The organism is Myroides odoratimimus (assembly GCF_004337635.1).
In the GTDB taxonomy this organism is placed as follows: Bacteria; Bacteroidota; Bacteroidia; order Flavobacteriales; family Flavobacteriaceae; genus Flavobacterium; species Flavobacterium odoratimimum.
The window spans coordinates 1,441,064-1,460,638 of the sequence record NZ_CP037427.1 but is presented as its reverse complement, the minus strand read 5'-3'; the positions used below and the strand labels follow the sequence as shown (position 1 = coordinate 1,460,638).

Sequence of the window (19,575 nt, the reverse complement as noted above, 5' to 3'; positions counted from 1 at the left end):
AAGTTGGGGAGGAAAGTGTAAAATAATATCTTTGTGCTATGATGGATAGCCAAGAAATACTAAAACTAATCTTACCTACTTACTTAGTAGAACACTTCAATATTACTAAAGTAGAAGAATTAGAGACCAAACTACATATCTACTTTGAAGAGAAGAATGATTACGGAAATCAATGTGCTGAAAGACAGCTTATTTCTAAAGGTTTCCATAGTATGATTACTATTGAAGACTTCCCGTTACGAGGTAAATCAGTTAAACTACACGTACAACGTCGTCGTTGGACAGATAAACAAACAGGAGAAATTATATCACGTGATTGGAATATCATCGCAGAAGGAACACGAATGACTACAGAGTTCTCGGAGTTCTTAAAAAAAATTGGCCGATACTAAAGTACTTAGCTGTAAGGCTATTGGTGAATTATTTGGAGTTAAAGGTGAAAAGTTTCAACGCCAATACAAACATAAAACTAGTGGTTTCAAACAATGGGATCAACAAGAACATGCACAAGACTGGCTACTCTACCCAGAAAATATAACTGAACAACTCTCCATAGATGAAGTATGTTTATCTATGGGAGAATTGTACACTATACTGACTTCTAAAGCAGGTAAAGGTCAGAAAAAGACCATTGTAGCGATAGTTAAAGGAACAAAATCAGATACTGTAATAAAGCATCTATCTAAACTACCTAAAAAACTTAGAGATAAAGTTACCGAGATTACTTTAGATATGGCAGGGGCTATGAAACAGATAGCTAAGAAGTGCTTCCCTAAAGCTGTGCAAGTAATTGATCGTTTTCATGTACAAAAGCTTGTAAGTGAAGCTGTACAAGATATTAGAATAAAATATAGATGGGCTGAGCTTGACGCTGAGAACACTGCTGTTTTAAAGGCTAAGGAAGAAGGCATTATATATAATCCTGAAATACTTAGTAATGGAGATACTAAGAAGCAACTTTTAGTTCGCTCACGTTCTCTACTTTATAAAAACCAAATTAATTGGACATCTGACCAACAAGAAAGAGCTAAGGTACTATTTGAATTATACCCAGAGATCAAACAAGCCTATCTACTTGCTAATAACCTTAGACAGATATATAATCTACAAATAGATAAAGAAATAGCTATGACTAAGCTAGCTCATTGGTTTAATGATATTGAAAAAGCTTCACTCAAACACTTTAGTACTGTTTTAAAGACTTTTAATGTACACTATAACGAAATCATCAATTACTTTATTAATAGAAGTACAAATGCTTCTGCGGAATCATTTAATGCCAAAATTAAATACTTCCGTATGATGTATAGAGGTGTTAGGGATAAGAAGTTTTTCCTTTTTAGATTAACTAGACTTTTTGCCTAGTCCCCAACTTTTGTCACTGATCCTTAAGAATCTTTAAATATCGTAATAGAGAACAATACAGATAAGGATATAAAAACAAAAAAGCTCTCCCGCACTAGGAAAGCTTTTCATTGGTCTAACTACTAAACCTTTAGTGCTTTCGCACTTAACAACACAACTATTTTTAGCTCCTCTAATGTTAAACATTTAGAGGCCAAAAAAAACCTCCCAACTTCATGAGAGGCTCTTTTTTATTGGCGGTCTGGACGGGACTCGAACCCGCGACCCCATGCGTGACAGGCATGTATTCTAACCAACTGAACTACCAAACCAATATTCAATATTTTCTACGTGTTATTATCAAAAGTCAACAGTTGATTAAAAAAAGCTCTCCCGCACTAGGAAAGCTTTTCATTGGTCTAACTACTAAACCTTTAGTGCTTTCGCACTTAACAACACAACTAATCTTTAGCTCCCTAAAAAACTTTAGAGGGCAAAAAAAGCCGTCCCACGTTGTGAGAGGCTCCTTTTAACTGGCGGTCTGGACGGGACTCGAACCCGCGACCCCATGCGTGACAGGCATGTATTCTAACCAACTGAACTACCAAACCAGTGTTTTTTTGTATTAAAGCTTAATTCTTTAACGGCGACAAAGGTAACTCTTTTTTTAAAACTTCCAAACTTTTTTTAAAGTTTTTATTTTTTAACGAAGAGTGGATAAAAAAGCATCTCTATATTTCAAGAGATGCTAGTCTCCCCTTTTGCGGTCTGGACGGGACTCGAACCCGCGACCCCATGCGTGACAGGCATGTATTCTAACCAACTGAACTACCAAACCTTCGTCATTACTGCTTTAATGCGATGCAAATATACAACCATTTTCTACAGTACCAAATGTACTTTTAAAAAAAATTAAACTTTTCTCCTTATTAAATTTGATAAAACTGAGTATCAACAACATAAAACATAAACTTTTTTTTCATTTTTTTTACCTCCCTTCACACACCCCTCCCCTAAACAACCAAAATCACACTGATTCCACATACTATTTAGCATCAGCACCTCTTATAATCTCCTGTTTTTCTCTAAAAAAGTAATGTGATTACTTAAAAAAACAAGCTATCAAATCAAACAACTCGCTTTTCTACTCTTAAAACAAAAAACTGAGTAATCCTCTCCTCCATAAAAGAGCCATTCCTAAGATTATTTCTCTCTTATTAATACAATATGTCAAAGAACCTATGAATTACAATTCACTGACAAAGCTAAGTATTCATGCATTCCTTATCTTACATACTGCTTATTATAATCACTTCTGCATTATTTTGCCCTATTATGGTCGCAACTATTGTGACACTATACTCACTTCTCTAGAATAAAGTCAAAAAAAAAGACCCTCATTACTGAGAGTCTTCCTTAATACTATATATATCGAGGATTATAATAATCCTTCAATGAAATCTACATAAGTTTTCTTAGGTGCAACACCTACTTGACGTTGTACTACTTCACCATCTTTGAATACTAATACAGTAGGGATATTTCTAATACCGAATTTAGCAGCGAATTCTTGATTTGCATCAACATCTACTTTACCTACTACAGCTTTTCCTTCGTATTCTGAGCTGATCTCTTCGATTACTGGCCCTAACATTTTACAAGGTCCACACCATACTGCCCAAAAGTCAACCACTACGGGTTTGTCTGATTTTAATACTACTTCCTCGAAAGTAGCATCTGTTATTTCTAATGCCATTCTTCTTTGCTTTTATATTATATCAACAAACTTAATAAAATTATTATAGTAATCGACCTACATACAATTTTTTTTATCTATAAAAGCATTATCAAATAATATTGCTTTTACTAGTTTAATTTAAAATCTACTTGTAAGGCTTCCAGTTCTTCTAGTAATTCTGCTGTGATATTCACTCTACTATTGCGACTGGTAAACTCTAATCTATTCACTACTCTGAACTCTGGTACATCTACTGCTATAGGCTCATCCATATCAAAGCTTTCACTAGCACCATCCTCTTCATCTCCTTCATTCATCCTTAGCTGTGGCACTGCTATAGGTGTAGCTTCTTTCTCTATTCGTTCTACCTCTAGTACCTCGAAGTTTACAAAGCTATCCCCTTGATATCTACTAAAAGCATCTTTGATTAACTCCGCTTGCCTAGAAGCCACATCTTTTACGTTCATCACTACAGTAAGCTTCTTAGCATAAGTAGGGATTACTTCGTGTAGTAACTTCATTTCCACAAACTGAATACGAGGTTCACTCTTCTCTCCTGTATCTTTATTTACCCAACCTTCTTTGACTAAGATCTTAATATATACGAATGTATTGTTTAACAAGAAATGTCTAAACTTCAAGAACTCCTCATTAAACATTCTGAACTCAAAGCTCTCGTCATACCCTTCTATGGTAAACATAGCCCAATCTTTCCCTTTAGCAGAAGTACGGAACTGTACATCACTAATCATTCCTCCAAACATCAGATTGCGCCCTGTGAAAGGATTCAAGTCTGTCAACTCCTCTACCTTCACATTACAGAAATATCTCATCTCAAACTTAAAGTCATCTAATGGATGTCCTGAGATATAAATCCCTACTACCTCTTTCTCCTTCGCCAATTTCTCCATCGTACTCCATTCCTCACAGATAGGCAATAAAGGCTCAGGTATTTGTACTTCACTACTCTCACCGAATAGACTAAACTGAGAAGAATTATCATTCTCCTGCGACTTAGCCCCATAGCGTATAGCTTTCTCTAAGAATACGATATTATCACTTGGATCCGTGTGGAAGTACTGTGCTCTATGTGTATTTTTAAAACAGTCAAAACCTCCTGCTAAAGCAAGATTCTCAAAAGCTTTCTTATTTGCTGATCTCAGATCTATCCTCTTCGCTAGGTCAAATACAGAAGTATATAACCCATCTTTTCTATTCTCTACGATAGTATTTACAGCCCCTTGTCCTACTCCTTTAATTGCTCCCATACCGAAGCGAATCTCATAGTTATCATTTACTGTAAACTTGTAGAATGACTCATTCACATCAGGTCCTAATACTTGTAGCCCCATGCGCTTACACTCTTCCATGAAGAAGGTAACCGACTTGATATCATTCATATTATTAGACAGTACAGCCGCCATATACTCTGCAGGATAATGCGCCTTCAGATATGCTGTCTGATACGCTATCCATGCATAGCAGGTCGAGTGAGACTTGTTAAACGCATAAGAAGCAAAGGCTTCCCAGTCTTTCCATATCTTCTCTAGTGTAGTAGCATCATGTCCTTTAGCAGAAGCCTGCTCTACGAACTTTGGCTTCATCTTATCTAGTACATCCTTCTGTTTCTTACCCATCGCCTTACGCAGTACATCAGCCTCACCTTTAGTGAATCCAGCCAACTTCTGCGACAGAAGCATCACCTGCTCTTGATATACCGTAATACCGTACGTCTCCTGTAAGTATTCTTCACATGCATCTAAATCATATACGATAGGCTCTTCCCCATTCTTACGACGAATAAACGAAGGGATATACTCTAATGGCCCTGGACGATACAGTGCATTCATCGCTATCAGATCGGCAAACACGGTAGGCTTCAGCTCACGCATATACTTCTGCATACCTGCAGACTCGTACTGAAACACCCCGATAGTCTCCCCTCTCTGGAACAGCTCGTAGGTCTTCACATCATCGATAGGTATCTTATCTGGGTCTATATCTATACCTGTACGATACTTCACCAGCTTAATCGTGTCCTTAATAAGGGTTAATGTTTTTAAACCTAAGAAGTCCATCTTTAGTAGACCTGCACTCTCTGCTACCGAGTTGTCAAACTGCGTTACATATAAGTCAGAATCTTTAGCTAGCGTTACTGGAACGAACTTCGTAATATCATCTGGAGTAATAATTACCCCACAGGCATGAATACCTGTATTACGCATTGACCCTTCTAGTATCTTAGCTTGCTGTATAGTTTCTGCAGCTAATGACCCCTCCTGGGCTAAGGCTATTAATTCTTTTACTTTATCAAATTCTTCTGATCGAAGTACTCCTTTTATAGCGTTCTCATCCTCTGTTAAGAATCGATTCAGATTCCACTTAGATGGCATCATACCTGGGATAAGCTTCGCGATTCTATCTGCCTCGAATAACGGTAAGTCTAATACCCTAGCCGTATCTCTAATCGCAGACTTAGTCGCCATCTTACCATACGTGATAATCTGTGCTACCTGATTAGAGCCATACTTATTGATTACATAATCCATTACACGACCACGACCTTCATCATCGAAGTCAATATCGATATCGGGCATCGATACACGGTCAGGGTTAAGGAAACGCTCAAAAAGCAAATCATACTCGATAGGATCTAGATTCGTAATTCCTAGACAGTACGCTACAGCCGAACCCGCAGCCGAACCACGACCAGGACCTACAGATACTCCCATCTCCCTCGCTGCTGCGATAAAATCTTGTACAATCAAGAAATAACCAGGATACCCGGTTCTCTCGATAGTCGCTAATTCGAAGTCTAGTCGCTCTCGGATCTCCTCTGTCACCTCAGGATACCTAGCTTCTGCTCCCTTATAAGTAAGGTGTCTTAAGAAGTTATTCTCTCCGCGTTTACCACTTCCATCTCCTTCTAAATCTCGCGCATCTTGAAACTCCTCTGGTATATCGAACTTAGGTAGTAATACATCTCGATGTAGCACGAATGGCTCCACCTTATCCACTACCTCTTGTATATTATAGATCGCATCAGGCAAGTCTGAGAACAGCTCCTTCATCTCCTCAGTAGACTTAAAGTAGTACTCCTGATTAGGAAGACCGTATCTATAGCCTCTACCTCTACCGATAGGAGTAGACTGCTTCTCACCATCCTTCACACACAATAGAATGTCGTGTGCATTCGCATCTTTTTTATCTAAATAGTAAGCATTATTAGTCGCTATCAGTTTCACATCGTGTTTACGTGCTAGCTCTACTAATGCCTTGTTCACGCGATTCTCATCCTCTTGATTATGTCGCATCAACTCTACGTATAGATCCTCGCCGAACTGCTCTTTCCACCATAGTAGGGCTTCTTCAGCTTGGCGTTCACCTACGTTTAATATCTTACCAGGCACTTCACCATATAAGTTACCCGTCAGTACCATCACATCTTCTTTATACTGCTCTACCACCTGCTTATCGATACGAGGTACATAGTAGAACCCGTCTGTATAAGCGATAGAAGCCATCTTCGCTAGATTGTGATACCCATTTTTATTTTTAGCAAGTAATACTACTTGATATCCATTGTCTTTTTTAGTCTTATCCGTATGATTCTCACAGATAAAGAACTCACATCCCACGATAGGTGTCAGTGTCTGTAATGGTTCCTCTCCATTCTCAGCGCGCTCTTTATTCTTAGCCTCTATCCCCTTATTATGGTTATTCACAGCCATCACGAAGTGGAATGCTCCCATCATATTACCGTGATCTGTCATCGCTACAGCAGACATATCACAGTCACCAGCCTTCTTCACTAGATTATTAATCGCTATCGTAGACTGTAAGATAGAGAACTGTGTATGCACGTGTAAGTGTGCGAAGTTCGCCTGATCTAATAATTCTTTCTCGTGATCAGACACTTCTTCAGATGCTCCTCCCTCTAGTTTTGCCAGTCGCTTGCGAATCTCTTCAGACGCCTTCTTTAAGTTAATATGTTTAAGACCGATCAGCTGAAATGGCTGAGGGTTAGCCTCGCGGTAACGCACGATATACTCCTCATCCTGCTGTAACTCTTGAGTAGAGAATGTTCCATGCTTGATTAACTCTAAGAAACATCGAGTAGTCGCCTCCACGTCAGCAGTAGCATTATGTGCCTCAGCGAACTTCTCACCAAATAAGAATGTATGCAGCTCTGTCAATGTAGGAAGCTTATATCTACCTCCTCTACCTCCAGGTAGCTTTAGCATCTCAGCCGTCACCTCTGTACACGTATCCAGTACAGGTAGCTCTGACATAATACTATTCACTCCCTTACGATAAAACTCACATCCCATAATATTCACGTCAAACCCAGCATTCTGACCGACGATAAACTTAGTCTTAGACAGCGCAATATTAAACTTCTCCAATGCTTCCATTAGAGAAATACCATCTTGTTCTGCTAATTCTGTTGAGATACCATGTATGCGCTCTGCATCATAAGGAATATTAAATCCTTCTGGCTTGATCAGATAATCTTGATGCTCTATCAGCTTACCATACTCATCGTGTAACTGCCAAGCGATCTGTATACATCGAGGCCAGTTATCAGTATCGGTAATGGGCGCCTGCCAACTTTTAGGAAGCCCTGTGGTTTCGGTATCAAAAATTAAATACATACTTGATTATAAGAGTTTTAACCTTAAATAAGGTAGAATAGTGTAAAAAACAAAGTTACAAAACTTTCACGAAGTGATGCTGTGATGTCGTTCTTTTGTGTTTTTGTGATGTCGTGATGTTGTATTTATGTTGTTCTGTACATTGTCATAGACTTGAATACATAAAGTATATAAAAAAGACCACTCATAAAGAATTGTTGTCGCGGATTTGTAATCCGTGACATTATTAAACAGTTGTCACAGATTATTGTCGTGAAATGTTATCGCGGATTGTTGTCGCAGATTTGCAATCCATGACATCTCTAAACAAAAAAAGACCACTCATAAAGAGTAGTCTTATATATCACACAATGCCGAAGGCAAAAATTCCTAATTCGTAATTAATAATTCGTAATTATTTCCCTACGCTCACAGACATTCTGTACACCACGCCATCTTGGAAAGACTTCATATCCCTAAGTGTATTCTTATAGTACTCTTTCTGTTTCGTAGTTAATTTATAAAACCCTGGCATAGTATCTTTCTTCATATTCGCAAAGAACTCTGCAGTGACCATTCCAGGCACTTGACTATCCTTATCCGCAAACGTAAATTCACCAGTATTAGTGATATTATTCGCTGTTTTATAGATAGCGATAGGTACCTTAGTTACTTTATCATAAACGATATACTGTGCGAAAGCTGTCTTTAGGTCAGACACATCTACTGGCACTACATCCCCAAAAGCGAATGTTCTTTCTTCAGGTACGTCCGAGAAAGCATAAGGAACTCTTAAGGTAAACATCGTTGTATCCGTTTCTGCCTTTAGATACAGTATATTCTCATTAGCCACTCTTAAGTCAGTATACTGAGGTCTCCATGTTTCGAATTTCACTCCAGTTGTAAATTCTTCATTATTAACCATCGCAATAATACTCGGATCAGCAGTCTTCGTCTCATTCTCACATGCGATGAATCCTAACCCTAATACCATCAAAACTATCCCTATAACCTTTTTCATATTTTTAACTATCTTCTTTAATAACAGCAAATACAAAAATATAGTATTTTAACCACACAAAAAAGCTTTATTTTAATATAATATTAACTTTTGTATTCTCTAAGTAATTTACTAAAAGTAATTGTCTTTAAAGTTAGTTTACCCACCTAATTTCATTAATACTTCACTATAACATCCCTTCTTCATAACTATATTTATCTGCCCTCTTATGACATTAATACCTCAATATTCCCTTTTTGCACAATAATGAAGATACATTCCTTTCCTAACCACCTCACCATCAAATAACAAGAATAATTCTATACTAATTCCTTCGGATACCATTCGGAAATAACCAGTATTTACTTAGGTTAAAGATAAGTTTACCGAAGCGTACTAATTCTCTACCCGAATAATCTACAGACTAGCTCAGTTTAGAATAGTAGAAGAGAATTGATTTACTTACGTCATAGAACACACAGTGTGTCAGATAGATAGAAAATAAAAAAAATCAATATATTAACGAATCACTTCAAAATAAATATTATCTTTGCAGCTCAATTTTGAACCGAGGTCGGGTACCTCAACTAATTAAATTAATTATGTCTGTAAAAATTAGATTACAAAGACACGGTAAAAAAGGAAAACCTTTTTACTGGGTAGTAGCTGCTGATGCACGCGCTAAAAGAGATGGTAAATTCTTAGAGAAAATCGGAACTTACAATCCTAATACTAACCCTGCAACTGTAGAATTAGATGTTGATGCTGCTGTTAAATGGTTATTCAATGGTGCTCAACCTACAGATACTGCTAGAACATTACTTTCTTACAAAGGAGCAATGTTAAAACACCACTTACAAGGTGGAGTTAAAAAAGGAGCTTTAACTCAAGAGCAAGCTGACGCGAAATTCGCTGCTTGGTTAGAAGAAAAAGCTGCTAAAATCAACGCTAAGAAAGAAGGATTATCTTCTTCTAAAGCTGCTGACAAAGCTGCTAGATTAGCTGCTGAGAAAGAAGTAAACGCTAAGCGTGCTGCTGCTGCTCAAGCTAAAGCTGCTGAAGCACAAGCTGCTCCTGCAGAAGAAACTGCTGAAGCAACTGAAGAAAGCAACGAAGAAACTCAAGCATAATTTACTAGCGATATGCGTAAAAAGGATTGTTTCTATTTAGGCAAAATCGCAAAGAAATTTAGCTTTAAAGGGGAGGTGCTTATTTATTTAGACACCGATGAACCTGAGTTATACGAAAACTTGGAATCAGTGTTCGTCGACTTCGACGGACAACTGGTTCCTTTTTTTATGGAACAAGCTTCATTACATAAAAGCGATTTTTTAAGAGTTAAATTCGAGGAGTCTAACTCTGAAGAAGATGCTGACCGATTAGTCGGATCAGAGATATACCTACCACTGACGATGCTTCCTAAACTAGAAGGAAACAAATTCTACTACCACGAAATCACTGGTTTCGATGTAATAGATACTAACGAAGGTGAAATAGGTCAACTAAAAAGAGTAAACGATAGTAATTATCAACCTCTATTCGAGATAGACTTTAACGGAACCGAAATATTAGTTCCGATGATAGATGAACTTATCCATAAAGTAGATCGTGAGAATAAGAAGTTATATCTTAATGTACCTGTTGGGTTATTAGATATTTATTTAGGTAGATAATACATCATACAATACAACCTCGAGACACTTGTTTCGAGGTTTTTTGTTTTTATATTTGTCGATTATGGTAGCACTACATGACTTAGGTAATCGCATCTGCATCATTGGACTTAGCTCCTCTGGCAAGTCTACTCTAGCACAAGCTTTAGGGAAGAAACTGAATCTAAATATCCTGCATTTAGATCAGATAGCACATATCCCTAATACAGACTGGACACCTCGTGACAAAGCACTTATGACAGCTGATCATCAGACATTCTTAACGGATCATACAGACTGGGTGATAGAAGGCAACTATAGCTTCTTAATGCCTGAGCGATTTAAAGAGGCTACGTGTATTATCTGGTTAGACTTCTCTCCTATCGGAGCATTGTACAGATATATAAAGCGCAGTATCACACACAGAGATACTCGCCCTGGCAACTTAGATGGTGCCAAGAGTCAATTCAGTATGAAAATGGTCAAGTATATCTTATTCGAAGCTCCTAAAAAAAGCCCTAAGTATGTAGAACTGATTAACAATAGCTCTGCTACCTTCATCCATATCAGAAGTTTTAAAGAACTAATGAAGTGGTATAGAGTGTGGGGATTGTAAATAGTCTATTCTGATAGTTGTTAAATTGATTTAAAATTCATTTATACCCTTTACAATACCTATATCTTACTTTTCACATCATCTCTTTATTCTTTCCAAGGTTCTTTCAAGCCTCTACCTCCCCTTTGGGTTATTCCTTAACTATAAATTACGCTTAATCATTTTAAAAAAATATTCTAATTTTTTATCAACAGCACAAACGAATAGCCTTTAAGTATAATTAATAACCCATAGATAAGTTAAATAAAAGGATTATATTAGATTCATAAAAACCACAATTATGAAAAAGTATCTATTCTTATTATTGATTATGACCTCTTCTTTTGCTCAGAATACCTCTGAAGTAGAAGTGATGAGATACAGCTATAAAACGAGTATTGCCAATGGGTCTAAGAAGCTTGTCCGTGATGGTAATGCTATACTTGATATAAAAGACAAAGAATCTAGATTTACAGATCTGATGAACTATAGTTTTGTAACCTCTCAAAAAACAGATAATCCTGAAAAAAACAATAAATCAACCTTTAAATGGACTGTATATGCAGATGGGACTACTACTTCGTTCTATGATAAGATAGGATTAGATCTGAGCTATTATGAGGAAGATAAGAATAGTATAAAGTGGACTATACTTCCAGAGGTTAAAGACTGGAATAACTACAAGGTACAAGAAGCAACTGCTACTTATGGTGGTAGAGCATGGACAGTACTATTCACCCAAGATATACCTGTACAGAGCGGCCCTTATAAATTCATTAATCTACCTGGCTTCGTAGTGAAGGCTTGGGATAGTGAGAATCACTTTGTTTTTGAACTACTTGACAGTCAGAAAGTATCTACTTCATGGGATATTGTCGCTGATGATAAGTATGCAAAATATTCTAAAGACCAAACGAATAAAGCACGCAAAGTAGCGGCTAGTAAAACGTATGCTCAACTATTAGAAGAAAAAGGTACTGTTCTGGACAAAGTTACTGCTGAATATTTCAATAGAAAAGTAGGTGATAGTGAGAACCCAATTGAACGTGATTTTTAACTTAAGTCTTTTATTCTCACTTACACTTCTGTACAGCTATACATTAGGTCGCTAAACCTCCTTTTTGTACTTTTGCAAAAAGACTAAGCAAGATGTTTCAATTTAAACAGTTTACGATACAGCAGGATAAATGTGCGATGAAGGTAGGTACGGATGGAGTACTATTAGGAGCATGGACACCGATAGACAATAATCCTTACAATGTGTTAGACATAGGATCAGGCACAGGACTATTAGCCTTAATGATGGCGCAGCGCACAGGTGCAGAGCAGATAGATGGAGTAGAAATAGACGAAAACGCACATGAGCAAGCTGTAGAGAACTTTGAGAACAGCCCTTGGGGTGATAGACTATTCTGTTACCATGCCGATTTAGAGACCTTCGCTAATGAGATGGAAGAAGAATATGATCTAATTATCTCTAATCCTCCCTTCTATAGTGAAGATTATCACACGAATGATAAGCAGAGAGATACTGCTCGTTTTCAGGATGCGATGCCTTTTGATTTATTAATTGAGGCGGTAGAATATTTCTTGTCTGAGAAAGGAGTGTTTAGTGTAATTATTCCAGCCAAAGAAGAAGAGACATTGATGAGATTAGCAGCCGAGTTTGGTATCTATCCATTCAAGGTAACTCGCGTTCGAGGGAACGAACAAGCTGAAATCAAACGTAGCTTAATTGCTTTTTCACGTCAATTAGTAGAGAAAATCCCCTTAGATGAGCTAACTATCGAAGTAGAGAGACATCAGTACACCCCAGCATTTGAAGCACTTGTGAGAGATTTTTATTTAAAATTATAAAAAAAGTTACTTTTATTTTGTTTATTCCAAAATAAATTAATGATATTTGTACCAACGAAAACAAAGAAGAAAAAATGAATACAGTTTATACAATGATGATGACAATGATGATGTGGAGAAATCCGCAGGGCTTGTTATTTGCATAAACTTAAATTCTAAATAACATATATAAAGCCCTTGCAATAGCGAGGGCTTTTTTTTTACACCAAACCAAACAGTATATAATTAGATAAATATAAATACCATGATTTTCAATACTAACACAATGATGATGGCAATGATGATGATGAACATGATGATGTTCACGACGCCCTATTGCCTAAAGTCAACGAGTTAGTTATAATCTAAACAAAAAGATTAAGATACTTGAAGTCCTTTTGGCAATGCCGAAAGGACTTTTTTTATGCCCTTTACTCAGTAGGGTTAAGTACTGAGAAAATAAAAAACAAGAAACTAAAACATTAAAAAATATAACCATGAGCAATCTAAATTTTTCAACACAAGCATTACACGCAGGACACAATGTACAATCTACAGCAGGAACAAGAGCAGTGCCTATCTATCAGACATCATCGTATGTATTCGAAAATGCTGATCATGCAGCAGGAGCTTTTAACCTATCTATCCCAGCGTATATCTATACAAGATTAAACAACCCTACTAACGATATCTTAGAACAACGCTTAGCAGCACTTGAGGGAGGTATCGGAGCAGTAGTAACAGCATCAGGAGCATCTGCTATCTCTACAACGTTCTTAACATTATTAAAAGCAGGAGACCACATCGTATCATCTAATAGCTTATATGGAGGAACTTATAACTTATTTAATGTTACTCTTCCAAGATTCGGTATCAACACCACTTTCGTAGATCCATCTGATGTAGAGAACTTCAGAATAAATATTCAAGAGAACACAAAAGCAATATTCGTAGAGAGTTTAGGTAATCCTAAGTTAGACATCATTAACCTAAAAGCAGTAGCAAAGATTGCACAAGAGTTTAAGATACCTTTCATCGTAGATAACACTGTTGCCTCTCCTGCTCTACTTAACCCTATCGAATATGGAGCTAATATCGTAGTACACTCGCTGACTAAGTATATCACAGGTAATGGTACTTCTCTAGGTGGGGCGATTATCGATGCAGGGACATTTGATTGGTCAAGTGGTAGATTCCCAGAGTTCACAGAACCATCACCAGGATACCACGGACTAATATATCACCAAGCGTTAGGTAATGCCGCTTTCATTGCCAAAATCAGAGTAGAAGGATTAAGAGATTTAGGTGCAGCACTTAGTCCATTCAATGCTTTCCAAATCATCCAAGGATTAGAAACATTGCCTATCCGTATCCAAAAGCACAGTGAGAATGCTCTTGCATTAGCAGAGTGGTTAGAGAAACAAGATGCTGTAGCATGGGTAAACTATCCAGGACTAAAATCAAGCCTTTACCACGACTTAGCAAAAGAGTACTTGCCTAAAGGACAAAGTGGAGTGGTAACATTCGGATTGAAAAAAGGATTTGAAGCAGCGAAGACAGTAGCGAACGAGACAAAACTATTCTCACTACTTGCAAACATCGGAGATACTAAGTCCTTAATCATCCACCCTGCTTCTACTACACACCAACAATTAAGTGTAGCTGAACAGAAAGCAACTGGGGTAGCACCTGACTTAATCAGACTGTCAGTAGGAATAGAAAACATTGAAGATTTAAAAGCCGATTTAGCTAACGTATTTAAAACACTATAAGATGAGTACCCAAACCGATATACTAAAGCACATTCCGATAGACCCACACACAGGAGCCATCGCCGTACCAATCTATCAGACTACGACATTCGCTCAAGAAGCACCAGGAGTAAACAAAGGATTTGATTACACCCGTACCAACAACCCTACTCGTCAGGTATTAGAAAACTTGATAGCTTCATTAGAGAATGGTGCAAAGGGATTTGCTTTTGGCAGTGGACTTGCCGCTATAGATGCTGTATTTAAAACCCTTAGTCAGGGAGATGAAGTAATAGCAGTAGCAAATATCTACGGTGGCACATACAGACTGCTAAATGAAGTATATGCAAAGTTTGGGATCAAGACTCATTATGTAGATACAACAGTAGCCGATAATGTAAAGAAAGCAATCAATGACAAAACAAAATTGATATGGATAGAAAGTCCTACTAACCCTACACTGCGTATATCAGATATACAAGCTATCACGAGTATCGCTAAGCAACATAACGTATGGGTATGCGTAGATAACACCTTCGCTACCCCGATAGCGCAAAAGCCGTTAGACTTAGGAGCTGATATCGTGGTACACAGTGCTACGAAGTATATAGCAGGGCATTCTGATGTAATAGCAGGATTAGTAATAACCAAAACAGAAGAAATCGGAAAGGTCATTAAGTTCCACCAAAACTCAACAGGAGCTATACTAAGTCCCTTCGATAGCTTCTTAACCATCAGGGGTATTGAAACACTCTTGTTGAGATATAAAGGTTACTCTGAGAATGCTGTCCAGATTGCAGAATACCTCAGCACGCATCCGAAGATAGACAAGATATATTATCCAGGATTAAAGAGTCATGAAGGACATGAGCTTGCTAAGAAGCAACAAAAGTATTTCGGGGGCGTCATCAGCTTTGATCTAAAAGAGAATACAAAAGAAGCTGCCTTACAAGTCATACAGAATTTAAAGCTCTTTACCCTAACAGAAGGTTTAGGAGGTATAAAGAGCTTGAGCAATTATCCCTTTGAAATGTCTCATGGCTCCGTACCTAAAGAGACTAAAATACAAGCTGGGATAACAGAAAGTCTAATAAGACTATCTATAGGATTAGAAGAAACAGAGGATTTAATAGAAGATATCAAACAAGCATTAGCACAATAAATAACAATAGAATACCATGAGTCGCTTACAAGAAATAACAATCACTAATCACACACTACCAAACGGAAGTACACATACTTTTCACTTCACCTATCAGGTGGTGGGACAACCTTTACACAGTGCTCCTATCGTATTGGTTAACCATGCTTTGACAGGAAATAGTCAAGTAGCTGGAGACAACGGCTGGTGGAATAGCTTAGTAGGTTATGACAAAGTAATCGATCTCAACAAATACACAGTTATCGCTTTTGATATCCCAGGCAATGGTTTTAACCAACAAGAGGCACACCTCATCCAAGATTATAAAGTGCTAACGACTAAAGTTATCGCTGAAGTGTTTTGGAAAGCCTTAGACCGATTACACGTAAGTCATCTTTATGCGATCATCGGAGGAAGCTTAGGAGGAAGTATCGCATGGGAGTTAGCTTTTATAAGACCTACGGCAGTAGATCATTTAATCCCAATTGCGACAAGTTGTAAAGCATCAGATTGGTTAATAGGTAATGCCTTAGTACAAGACAGCATACTGAACAACTCATCAAAGCCGATAGAAGATGCTCGTATGCATGCTATGCTACTCTACCGCACTCCTGCATCGCTCCAGCAGAAGTTCGCCAATGGGTATAAAGAAAGTGAAAACCAATATGCGATAGAGAGTTGGCTTAAATATCATGGGCAGACTTTAGAAAGTCGATTTAAGCTACAAGCTTACAAGCTAATGAATCACCTGCTCAAAACAATAGGTCAAGAACAGACACAAAATAGTCTAAAGGCTTTTGCTCAACTAACAAGTGCACAGATACACTGTATAGCAGTAGATACAGATTATATGTTCACAAACAAAGAACAAGAACAGACAGTCGCTTTATTAAAGGACTGTTGCAAACACATTACATACCAAGAGATTCAATCAATACACGGCCACGATGCCTTCTTAATTGAATACGAACAATTAAACAATTTATTAAAACCATTATTCTAAAATCAGCACATCATGAAAATAGTAAAGTTTGGAGGAAAGTCTCTTGCATCAGGGCAAGCTTTTGACAACGTAATCAATATCATTAAGAAAAAGGTAAACGAAGGACCTATTACCATAGTAGTTTCTGCTATCGGAGATACAACAGATACCTTAGAGAATATATTAGACTTAGCAAAGACTAAACAAGATTATACAACTGCTTTTGAAGCGTTCAAAAACAGAGCATATCACAATGAAGCAGATATACATACAGAAATAGAAGTATTGAGCAAATTATACGAAGGAGTTTCTTTAATTGAAGACTACGGGTTAAAAATTAAAGACCAAGTATTAGCACAAGGGGAATTAATATCAAGTAAGATTTTAGCTGCTCAGTTAAATGCCAAAGGAATAAAAGCCATTGCTGTAGATAGCCGTCAATTCTTTATCACAGATAACAACTTCGGTAGTGCACAAGCATTAGATGAAGTATCGAAAAAGAAAACACAAGCTTACTTTGCTACCTTAGACAAAGGGACTATTGCAGTAGTAACAGGGTTTATCGGTGCAACTGAAAAAGGGGAAACGACTACACTAGGTCGCAATGGTAGTAACTACTCGGCAGCTCTATTAGCTAATTTTATTCAAGCAGATGAATTGCAAAACTATACTCACGTAGACGGTATCTATACTGCTAATCCTGATTGGGTAAAGAACGCTCAGAAGATAGAAGAACTTCACTTCGATGAAGCAAATGAGTTAGCTAACTTCGGAGCTTCTATCTTACATGCCAAAACGATATTACCTCTGGTAGAAAACAATATTCCTCTGCGTATCTTGAATACATTAAACCCAGATAACAAAGGAACATTAATCTCTAACAAGACTACTGCTAAAGGAATCAAGTCTCTTTCTGTACAGTCTAATGTTGCCTTAATACAGTTTGAAGGACGTGGGTTATTAGGTATCGTAGGAGTTGATGCTCGTGTATTTACAGCATTAGCGAATGAAGGAATTAGCGTAGGTGTTATCTCTCAAGGTTCTTCAGAACGTGGATTAGGTTTTATCGTAGAAGAGAAAGATGCTGATAAAGCAGCAGAAGCACTAAATAGAGAGTTCTCTAATGATTTCTATACTCGTGATGTGAACAGTATCTCTATCATCCGAGATATAGCAGTGATCTCTATCATCGGTCAAAACCTAAGTACATTTGACAAGCCTTATGCTGCATTAGTGAAAAATAAGATCGTTCCTATTCTATTCAACAATACGGTAACAGGAAAGAACGTAAGCTTAGTTGTTCGTAAAGAAGAAGCAAAGAAAGCATTAAATGTCATCCACGGGCAAATATTCGGTATCGCGAAGAAGATAAACATCGCTGTATTCGGACACGGATTAGTAGGAGGAACTTTAATCGACCAGATCTTACACTCTGCTCAATCTATAGAAGGTAAAAAGAATATAGCTCTTAACATCTTCGCTATTGGTAACTCAAAAAAAGTATTGCTAAACGATGGAGGTATTAACTGTAACTGGAGAGAAGATCTAAAAGAAAAAAGTGTTGCTTATAATATCCAAGAAGTAATCGACTATGCGAATGCTAACCACTTAGAGAACTTAATAGCTATAGATAATACAGCTTCGGGCGAGTTTATCAAGAATTATATTCCGTTAGTAGAGAATGGTTTTGACCTTATCTCATCAAATAAGATAGCAAACACCATCTCTTATAGCTTCTACAAAGAGCTTCGTCAAACATTAAAGGCAAACCACAAAGAATATCTATACGAGACAAACGTAGGTGCAGGTTTACCATTGATTGATACGATTAAACTACTTCACTTATCAGGAGAAAATATCACAAAGATAAAAGGAGTGTTCTCAGGAAGTCTAAGTTACATCTTCAACAACTACTCTATCCAAGATAGGCCATTCAGTGAAGTGCTGAAAGAAGCGATAGAGAAAGGATATACAGAGCCAGACCCTCGTGAAGACTTATCAGGTAATGATGTTGGACGTAAGTTATTAATTCTTGCTCGTGAGTTAGACCTACAAAACGAGTTCGAAGAAATTAATATCCAAAACTTAATTCCAACAGACTTACAAGCTGTGGATACACCAACGTTCTTAAACAGCTTAGATGAGCTAAACCCTTATTTCGATAAGATAAAACAAGGCTTAGCACCAGATACAGTACTTCGCTATGTAGGAGAACTATCAGGTGACTTACAAGAGGACAAAGGAGTATTAGAAACGAAGCTAATCGAAGTACCTACTGGCTCAGCATTAGGACAACTAAAAGGTTCAGACAGTATATTCGAAATATACACAGAGAGCTATGGTGACAACCCTATCATTATCCAAGGAGCTGGAGCTGGAGCATCTGTTACAGCACGTGGAGTGTTTGGAGATATCTTAAGATTAGCTGATAAATAAATTGGTTAACGGTGGACAGTTGACAGTGAACAGTTCTTGCCTTCGGCATTGTGTACACATAGTATACCAATGTAGAGACGGATTATTATCCGTGTCACCCAACGTTCATCAAATTTATTAAATCTGTAAACAAAGTCATTGTCGCGGATTTAGGGAACAGTGAACAGTTTTTGCCTTCGGCATTGTGTACATATAGTATATCAATGTAGAGACGGATTATCATCCGTGTCACCCTAGGCTCTTCAAGTTTACTAAATCTGTAAACAAGGAAGTCATTGTCTTGAATTGATATTGTGGATTTGGTGGACAGTAAACAGTTTTGCCTTCGGCATTGTGTACACATAGTATATCAAGGTAGAGACGGATTATTATCCGTGTCACCCAAGGTTCATCAAGTATATTAATTCTGTAAACAGTGGATAATTAACGAACAGACTGTAAACCATAAACCAACATAGTGTCCCAC

14 protein-coding genes and 3 tRNA genes are annotated in these 19,575 nt (G+C 37.4%); 11 read left to right on the top strand and 6 right to left on the bottom strand.

Annotated features, from left to right (window positions below):
* Positions 1 to 38: 38 nt before the first annotated feature.
* The gene (locus tag E0Z07_RS06705) at positions 39 to 392 is read left to right on the top strand and encodes an ISAon1 family transposase N-terminal region protein (protein ID WP_006260368.1); all 354 of its coding nucleotides are present in this window, start codon (positions 39 to 41) and stop codon (positions 390 to 392) included.
* Positions 379 to 1,365, top strand: coding sequence for an ISAon1 family transposase (locus E0Z07_RS06700; RefSeq protein WP_039328873.1), 987 nt, complete (start codon positions 379 to 381; stop codon positions 1,363 to 1,365). Before E0Z07_RS06705 ends, E0Z07_RS06700 begins: the two co-directional genes overlap by 14 nt.
* Before the next feature lie 234 nt (positions 1,366 to 1,599).
* Here the strand turns inward: E0Z07_RS06700 and E0Z07_RS06695 are convergent.
* The 6 genes from E0Z07_RS06695 to E0Z07_RS06670 all read right to left on the bottom strand — a co-directional run bounded on the left by E0Z07_RS06695 (position 1,600) and on the right by E0Z07_RS06670 (position 8,737).
* A tRNA-Asp gene (locus E0Z07_RS06695) sits at positions 1,600 to 1,676 on the bottom strand.
* A gap of 202 nt (positions 1,677 to 1,878) precedes the next feature.
* Positions 1,879 to 1,955: transfer RNA gene (locus E0Z07_RS06690), tRNA-Asp, on the bottom strand.
* Positions 1,956 to 2,108: 153 nt separating this feature from the next.
* Positions 2,109 to 2,182, bottom strand: a tRNA-Asp gene (locus E0Z07_RS06685).
* 600 nt (positions 2,183 to 2,782) lie between these two features.
* Entirely contained in the window at positions 2,783 to 3,100 is a 318-nt protein-coding gene (gene trxA, locus E0Z07_RS06680) for a thioredoxin (RefSeq protein WP_006257591.1), read from the bottom strand.
* 110 nt (positions 3,101 to 3,210) lie between these two features.
* The gene (gene dnaE / locus E0Z07_RS06675; protein WP_131540498.1) at positions 3,211 to 7,737 is read right to left on the bottom strand and encodes a DNA polymerase III subunit alpha; all 4,527 of its coding nucleotides are present in this window, start codon (positions 7,735 to 7,737) and stop codon (positions 3,211 to 3,213) included.
* Between the two features lie 394 nt (positions 7,738 to 8,131).
* Positions 8,132 to 8,737, bottom strand: coding sequence for a hypothetical protein (locus E0Z07_RS06670; protein ID WP_131540497.1), 606 nt, complete (start codon positions 8,735 to 8,737; stop codon positions 8,132 to 8,134).
* Positions 8,738 to 9,318: 581 nt separating this feature from the next.
* Here E0Z07_RS06670 and E0Z07_RS06665 point away from each other — a divergent pair.
* From E0Z07_RS06665 to thrA, 9 genes are all read left to right on the top strand, one after another.
* Entirely contained in the window at positions 9,319 to 9,846 is a 528-nt protein-coding gene (locus tag E0Z07_RS06665) for a 30S ribosomal protein S16 (protein WP_006257596.1), read from the top strand.
* Positions 9,847 to 9,858: 12 nt separating this feature from the next.
* On the top strand, positions 9,859 to 10,389 hold the full coding sequence (gene rimM, locus E0Z07_RS06660) for a ribosome maturation factor RimM (RefSeq protein ID WP_006257597.1): 531 nt from the start codon (positions 9,859 to 9,861) through the stop codon (positions 10,387 to 10,389).
* Positions 10,390 to 10,453: 64 nt separating this feature from the next.
* Positions 10,454 to 10,984 carry a P-loop NTPase family protein gene (locus E0Z07_RS06655; protein ID WP_006262652.1) on the top strand — a complete coding sequence of 177 codons (531 nt, stop codon included), beginning with the start codon at positions 10,454 to 10,456 and terminating at the stop codon, positions 10,982 to 10,984.
* A gap of 280 nt (positions 10,985 to 11,264) precedes the next feature.
* Positions 11,265 to 12,020 carry a GLPGLI family protein gene (locus E0Z07_RS06650; RefSeq protein ID WP_131540496.1) on the top strand — a complete coding sequence of 252 codons (756 nt, stop codon included), beginning with the start codon at positions 11,265 to 11,267 and terminating at the stop codon, positions 12,018 to 12,020.
* 92 nt (positions 12,021 to 12,112) lie between these two features.
* A complete protein-coding gene (locus E0Z07_RS06645; protein WP_006266183.1) occupies positions 12,113 to 12,820 on the top strand; it encodes a tRNA1(Val) (adenine(37)-N6)-methyltransferase in 708 nt (235 codons plus the stop codon).
* A gap of 476 nt (positions 12,821 to 13,296) precedes the next feature.
* Positions 13,297 to 14,571, top strand: coding sequence for an O-acetylhomoserine aminocarboxypropyltransferase/cysteine synthase family protein (locus E0Z07_RS06640; protein ID WP_006266182.1), 1,275 nt, complete (start codon positions 13,297 to 13,299; stop codon positions 14,569 to 14,571).
* 1 nt (position 14,572) lies between these two features.
* On the top strand, positions 14,573 to 15,712 hold the full coding sequence (locus E0Z07_RS06635; RefSeq protein WP_131540495.1) for a trans-sulfuration enzyme family protein: 1,140 nt from the start codon (positions 14,573 to 14,575) through the stop codon (positions 15,710 to 15,712).
* Between the two features lie 16 nt (positions 15,713 to 15,728).
* Positions 15,729 to 16,694: an alpha/beta fold hydrolase gene (locus E0Z07_RS18210; protein WP_225581465.1), complete on the top strand. Its 966-nt coding sequence runs from the start codon at positions 15,729 to 15,731 to the stop codon at positions 16,692 to 16,694.
* 12 nt (positions 16,695 to 16,706) lie between these two features.
* Entirely contained in the window at positions 16,707 to 19,109 is a 2,403-nt protein-coding gene (gene thrA / locus E0Z07_RS06630; RefSeq protein ID WP_225581464.1) for a bifunctional aspartate kinase/homoserine dehydrogenase I, read from the top strand.
* Positions 19,110 to 19,575: the final 466 nt, after the last annotated feature.

What these genes read in the sequence shown, in the direction of transcription:
- E0Z07_RS06670 (WP_131540497.1), bottom strand. Translation starts at nt 8,737, where the DNA reads ATGAAAAAGGTTATAGGGATAGTTTTGATGGTATTAGGGTTAGGATTC.
- thrA (WP_225581464.1), top strand. Translation starts at nt 16,707, where the DNA reads ATGAAAATAGTAAAGTTTGGAGGAAAGTCTCTTGCATCAGGGCAAGCT.
- E0Z07_RS06640 (WP_006266182.1), top strand. Translation starts at nt 13,297, where the DNA reads ATGAGCAATCTAAATTTTTCAACACAAGCATTACACGCAGGACACAAT.
- E0Z07_RS06655 (WP_006262652.1), top strand. Translation starts at nt 10,454, where the DNA reads ATGGTAGCACTACATGACTTAGGTAATCGCATCTGCATCATTGGACTT.
- rimM (WP_006257597.1), top strand. Translation starts at nt 9,859, where the DNA reads ATGCGTAAAAAGGATTGTTTCTATTTAGGCAAAATCGCAAAGAAATTT.
- dnaE (WP_131540498.1), bottom strand. Translation starts at nt 7,737, where the DNA reads ATGTATTTAATTTTTGATACCGAAACCACAGGGCTTCCTAAAAGTTGG.
- E0Z07_RS06665 (WP_006257596.1), top strand. Translation starts at nt 9,319, where the DNA reads ATGTCTGTAAAAATTAGATTACAAAGACACGGTAAAAAAGGAAAACCT.
- E0Z07_RS06650 (WP_131540496.1), top strand. Translation starts at nt 11,265, where the DNA reads ATGAAAAAGTATCTATTCTTATTATTGATTATGACCTCTTCTTTTGCT.
- E0Z07_RS06705 (WP_006260368.1), top strand. Translation starts at nt 39, where the DNA reads ATGATGGATAGCCAAGAAATACTAAAACTAATCTTACCTACTTACTTA.
- E0Z07_RS18210 (WP_225581465.1), top strand. Translation starts at nt 15,729, where the DNA reads ATGAGTCGCTTACAAGAAATAACAATCACTAATCACACACTACCAAAC.
- trxA (WP_006257591.1), bottom strand. Translation starts at nt 3,100, where the DNA reads ATGGCATTAGAAATAACAGATGCTACTTTCGAGGAAGTAGTATTAAAA.
- E0Z07_RS06635 (WP_131540495.1), top strand. Translation starts at nt 14,573, where the DNA reads ATGAGTACCCAAACCGATATACTAAAGCACATTCCGATAGACCCACAC.
- E0Z07_RS06645 (WP_006266183.1), top strand. Translation starts at nt 12,113, where the DNA reads ATGTTTCAATTTAAACAGTTTACGATACAGCAGGATAAATGTGCGATG.